The organism is Rhodococcus sp. AB351, from assembly GCF_049538275.1.
GTDB lineage: Bacteria > Actinomycetota > Actinomycetes > Mycobacteriales > Mycobacteriaceae > Rhodococcus.
In genome coordinates this window covers 1,329,746-1,335,745 of sequence record NZ_JBMVFW010000001.1, presented here as the reverse complement: position 1 = coordinate 1,335,745, position 6,000 = coordinate 1,329,746, and the positions used below count along the sequence as shown (strand labels likewise).

The following is a 6,000-nucleotide window of genomic DNA, read 5'->3' as shown; positions in this document are numbered from 1 at the left end:
CGCGCTCGCCGCGCGCCGGGCGCGCAGCGCGCTCGGGGCGTGCGCCGCGTTCGGGGCGGGGTGCGCGCTCGGGCCGGGGCGCGCGTTCGGGACGGGGTGCACGTTCGGGACGCGGTGCCCGGCTGCGGGCACCGTCCTGCGTCTCGCGGGGTTGCGTCTCCGACGGGAAATCGGACGAAGAGGATGCGTTCACCGGAGAGGCCCCGTTCGAGCTGCCATCGTGTCGTGAACGCATGAAAAAGCCCATACCCTTCGCTTTCGATCCCAACGGTCGCGTCTGCGAACCGAGCAAGCATAGTCACCCGCCGGAGACGGGCGAACTTACTCGGCAGTAACCCCATGGGGTTCATCTCTCCGACCACTCCCGACGTTACCGGCGCATCCCGCGGGGACTCGTCCGCCGAGGTGGTGGGGCCGGCCGAAGCGGCCCCACCACATCGTCAGTCCAGGTCAGCGAGCCGGTACAGGCGGTGTGCCGCGCCCCACTCCTCGAGCAATCCGTCGGGGGCGTCGTCCACCACGACGACGGCCGCGAGGTCCTCGAGCGACCCGGGTTCGAGTGTGCTCAGCGACGCCTCGGGCAGGTGCACGTGGGTGACCCACTCGTTGTAGAGCACGCTGTCCAGTGCCGTACCCGACGACGCGCCCTCGGGTACGACCACGACGACGGCACCGGTCGCCGTGACGACCAGCGGTTCGAGTGCCACCGCCTCGATGTCGACACCGCCCACCGCGAGGCTGCGCGACTCGTAGGTCAGCTCGTACCGATCCCGCAGCGTGCCGATCCGCTCGACCAGCTCGGCGTTCGTGAACGTCCGCGAGGGCAGCACGAGCGCCGGGTCCACCGAACCGACCGGACGCAACCGGTCGGCGTAGGTCACCGGATCCGCCGACTGGGCCGCCAGCTCGTCCCGCACACCGGGCTCCTCGACGACCAGCCAGCCGTCCGTACCGTTCGCCGCGGTACCGGCGACCGTCAGTCCCAGACCGGCGCCGGCGGGCAACTGCCCGTCGGCCCGGGCGGGATCGACCGGCGCGATCGCGGCACCGGTCTTGACCACCGCCCACTCGGCGACCACGGACTCCACCGAACGCGGGATCGCGATCGCGACCACGTCGCCGGTGCCGAGGCCACGGCCGATGAGCAACCGGGCCAGGCGGGACGATCGTGCGTCGAGTTCCCGGTAGGCGATCTCCGTTCCCTCGCCACCCACCTCCGGATCGGCCGGGAGCGAGAGCGCCGGCGCGGCCGGATCCTCCTCGACCACCTCGGCGAAGACTGTGGCCAGCGTCCGCGCGCCGGTGTCCACCGCCGCGGTGGACGGTCCGGACTCGGCGACGATGCGGGCGAGTTCCTCCGCGTCGACGAGGTCGATGTCGCCGACCGCCGACTCCGGATCGGTGGCGAACGCGTCGAGCACGCGCACCAGCCGCTCCGAGATGTTCCTGATCTCCGGCTCGGCGAAGAACCGCTCCAGGTACTTGAAGGTCAGGTCGATCTGCGTGTCGGCGACCGTCATGAGGGTGATCGGGTAGTGCGTGGCGTCCTTGACCCCGACCCCGGTGATCGTCATGCCGTCGATCGACCCCGCGGCGTCGGACAGTGCCTCGCGGTCGATCGGGTACGACTCGAACACCAGCAGCGAATCGAAACCGATCGGGTTCCCGATTCGCTGCTCGATCTCGGACAGCCCGACGTAGTGGTGGTCGAGCAGACCGGCCTGTTCCGACTGCAGGCGCTGCAGCAGGTGCGCCACCGACTCGTGCGGATCGACCCGCACGCGCACCGGCAGGGTGTTGATGAACAGGCCGACCATCGACTCGACGCCGGGCAGGTCGGCGGGGCGACCCGAAACCGTGGCGCCGAACACGATGTCCGGGTTGCCGGTGATGCGGCCGAGCAGCACACCCCAGGCGGCCTGCACGAGCGTGTTCACCGTGACACCGAGCTCGGTGGCCAGCGCGGTCAGCCGGGCGGTGTGATCGGTGTCGACCAGGACGGAGACCTTCGAGATGGTCTCGTTGTCGGGGTCGCGCTGGACCGGAGCGACCACCGTCGGCTCGGAGAGCCCCTGGAGGGTCTGCGCCCACGCGTCGAGCGAGGCGGCGTGGTCCTGCTCGGCGAGCCATGCGAGGAAGTTCCGGTAGGAACGCACGCGCGGCAGCACCGTGCGGTCTCCGCACAGCACGTACAGGGCCATGAGGTCCTGCATGAGCAGCGGCATCGACCAGCCGTCGAGGAGGATGTGGTGGCTCGTCACCGCCAGGTGGTAGCGATCCGCCCCGGACCTCACGAGCAGGAACCGCATGAGCGGTGCCGTCTCCATGTCGAAACGCCGGGCCTGCTCGTCGGCCAGCACATCGGCGAGTTCCACCTCTCGGACGTCGTCCGCCCGATCGGTGAGATCGACCGTCCGCCACGGCAGTTCGACCTCGTCGAGTACGAGCTGCAGCGACTGCCCCTCGTCGTCGGTGACGAACGCCGTGCGGAGGTTCGGGTACCGGTCGAGCAGCGCCTGCCCCGCGTCCCGCAGACGGTCGGGATCCACCGCGCCCTCGAGGTCGAGGACCGCCTGCATCGTGTAGACGTCGACGCGCTCGTCGATCGTCATCGATGCGTGGAAGAGCAGACCGGTCTGCAGCGGCGACAGCGGCCACACGTCGATCAGCGACGGGTAGCGCTGCTCCCACGTCTCGATCTCCTTCTGGTCGATGTCGACCAGCGGCAGATCGGACGGGGTCAGGCCACCTGCGGCCGGCGACGCGGCGTGCCGCGCGAGGGCGCTCAACGCCTCGAGCCAGTGCTGTGCGAGTTCGTCGACGTCGTCGCGGTCGAGCAGACCGGCCGGGAAGGCGATGTTCGCGCCGAGCTGCGGGCCGTCCGCACCGTCGGAGACGACGGCGTTGATGTCCACGCTCGCGTTGGCGGGCATGTCGGCGTCCTGGGTTACGTCGAGCTTGCCCAACGCGTCGGTGGGCGCCCAGCCGATCTCGGCGAGCCCCTCCGGCACGTCCGCCGAGGAGACCCGGCCGAGGTAGTTGAAGCTGACCTGCGGCGAGCGTGCGATCTCGGCCAGACGCGCCGACGATTCCGGATCGAGGTAGCGCAGCAGACCGAAGCCCATGCCCTTGTCCGGGATCCCGAGCAACTGCTCCTTGACGGCCTTGACCGCCGAACCCATCGCGGCACCACCGTCGAAGGCGTCGTCGACGTCCACACCGGCGAGGTCGACCCGCACCGGGTAGGCGCTGGTGAACCAACCGACCGTCCGGGACAGGTCGGCACCCGGCACCACGGCCTCCTCACGACCGTGACCCTCGAACTTCACGAGGGCGGAGGAGGATTCGACGCCACGGTCGCGGCGCCAGCGCACCATCGCCAGTCCGAGCGCGGCCACCAGACCGTCGGCGACACCGCCGCGGAACAGGGACGGCACCGACGTCAGCAACGCATCGGTGTCGGCCGCCGGGACGGAGATCTCCAGTCGCTGCACCGTCGCCATCGTGTCGACGGCGGGATCGAACGGGCGGGCGCCCAGGTCCGGATCCGGTCCCTCGAGGATCCGTTCCCACAGCGGCAGTTCGCTCCGTCGCGACGGAGCCGCTTCGACGAGGCCGTGAGCCCAGCGGCGCAGCGACGTCCCGACCGCCTCGAGCTGCGGCTCCTGACCGGAAACGATCTGGCCCCAGGCCAGCCCGAGGTCCGGCAGCAGGATGCGCCACGACACACCGTCCACCACGAGGTGGTGGGCAACGACCGTGAGGATGCCCGGGCGGGTGTCGCCGAGGTCGAACCACAGGAAGCGGATCACGGAACCGCTCGACGGATCGAGACGGCCGAGGGCCGCGTCGATCTCGCGGTTGGCGATCTCCGTCAGCTCGGCGTCGTCGACGTCCGGGGACAGTTCGACGCGGTCGAGGATCGCTCCGGGTTCGACCGTGCCGGCCGCGCGGACCCGCAGGACATGCGTGCCGTCGGCACCGCGTTCGAGGATCGAGCGCAGCGCGTCGTGGTGGTCGATCACGGCGCCGATGGTGCGGGTCAGCACGTCCCGGTCGATGCCCTGCGGCAGCGTGACGGACACGAGCTGCGAGAACCGGTCGAAGCCGCCGGGCCAGCCGAGCACGTCACGCATGATCGGCGTGAGCGGCACCTCGCCGACACCGCCACCGGGCAGCTCGGTCAGGCGGATGGGACCGGAACTCTCCGCCCGCGTGGCGACCTCCGCGAGGCCCGCCACCGAACGACGCTCGAAGACGTCGCGCGGCGTGAACACCACACCCCGCGCCTTCGCCCGCGACACCAACTGGATCGACACGATGCTGTCGCCACCGAGCGCGAAGAACGACTCGTCGACACTCACCTTGTCCAGATGCAGAACCTCCGCGAACACCTCCGCGATGATCTGCTCGACCTCACTCTCGGCAGCGCGGTACTCACGTTCCTCGATCACCGGCTCCGGCAGAGCATCACGATCGAGCTTGCCCACCGGCGTCAACGGCACCTCGTCGAGCACCACGATCGCCGACGGCACCATGTGCGGCGGCAACGACCGCGACACGAACTCCGTCAGCTGTGCGGTGTCGACCGTCCGGCCGCGGGTCGGCAGCACGTACGACACCAGCACCGTGGCGCCCGAGCCGGTCGTGCGACCCAGGGTCGCCGCGAAGTCCACCGTCTCGTGTTCGGTCAGCGCCGCGTCGATCTCGCCGAGTTCGATGCGGAAACCGCGCACCTTGACCTGGAAGTCGCTGCGGCCGACGAATTCGAGTTCGACGGGGCCGCCGTCGATCGAGCGCCAGCGCACCACGTCGCCGGTGCGGTACATGCGGGATCCGTCGGCGCTGTACGGGTTGGCGACGAATCGTTCCGAGGTCAGGCCGCTGCGACCGTGGTAGCCGCGTGCGAGTGCACCACCGGCCATGTACAGCTCACCGGCGACACCCTCGGGCACCGGCTGGAGCCGGGCGTCGAGGACGAGCGCGGAGACCCCGTGCGTGGGATTGCCGATGGTGATCGGCCGTCCCGGCTGCAGCTTGCCGAAGGACGAGATGATCGTCGTCTCGGTCGGGCCGTAGCCGTTGAAGTACTTCCGTCCCGGCGCCCACCGCGCGAGCAGTTCGGGCGTGGTGACGTCGCCGCCGACGGAGACCACCTCGAGGCTGTCGATGCCGGTCGGATCCATCGTGCCCAGCACCGCGGGCGTGATGATCGTGTGGGTCACGCGCTCGGTCTTCAGCAGCTCGGCGAGATCCGGGCCCCCGATGATCCCGGCGGGCACGATCACCAGCGTGGCGCCGCTGGAGAACGCCGCCATCCACTCGAGCACCGACGGGTCGAAGCTCGGCGAGCAGATGTGCAGGAAGCGGTGTCCGGCCCGCAGGTGGTAGAGATCCACCGCGGTGTCGACCACTCCCCCGAGTCCGGTGTGCGTGACGACGACACCCTTCGGTCGACCGGTCGAACCCGACGTGTAGATCACGTAGGCCGGCTGGTCGAGCCGGATCGGGCGCAGTCGCTCGGCGTCGGTGATCGGATCGGTCGACCGTGCCTCGAGTGCGGCGGCGGTCTCCGCCGAGTCGAGCACGAGCCAGTCGGCCTCGTCCGGCAGGCCTTCGATGTGCACGCCGCCTGTGATGCCCAGTGCCGCACCGGAATCGGACAGCATGTAACGCACGCGGTCGGCCGGATAGGTCGGGTCGACCGGCAGGTGTGCGGCGCCGGTCTTCGCGATCGCCCACACGCTCAGCACCATCTCGTACGACCGCGGGTACGCGACCGCGACGATGTTCTCCGGTCCGACACCACGCTCGATAAGCAGGCGTGCCAGTCGCGACGAGGTCTCGTCGAGCTCCCGGTAGGTGATCGAGCGACCCTCGTAGCGCACCGCCACGGCGTCAGGGTCCATCGCGACACCGGTCGTGAGGATGTCGGTGAGGCTTCCCCCGGCACTGACACGGTCGCCGTGGACGTGGGTGAGCCGGTCGAACTCGTCCGCG

Annotated in this window: 2 protein-coding genes (1 of these 2 running past the window's edge); both read right to left on the bottom strand. The window is 70.1% G+C overall.

All coding sequences use genetic code 11. The features are described 5' to 3' along the window. The coding region (locus ACPCXD_RS06025; protein WP_423658793.1) for a hypothetical protein at window positions 1-193 on the bottom strand (193 nt) is incomplete at its 3' end. A 247-nt stretch (window positions 194-440) separates the two neighbouring features. Next, a protein-coding gene (locus ACPCXD_RS06020; protein WP_514132885.1) for a non-ribosomal peptide synthase/polyketide synthase crosses the window boundary here: on the bottom strand, window positions 441-6,000 show its 3' portion. It continues 24,023 nt past the right edge of the window; 5,560 of the gene's 29,583 nt are visible here — the last part of the coding sequence; the start codon falls outside the window, past its right edge; it ends in the stop codon at window positions 441-443.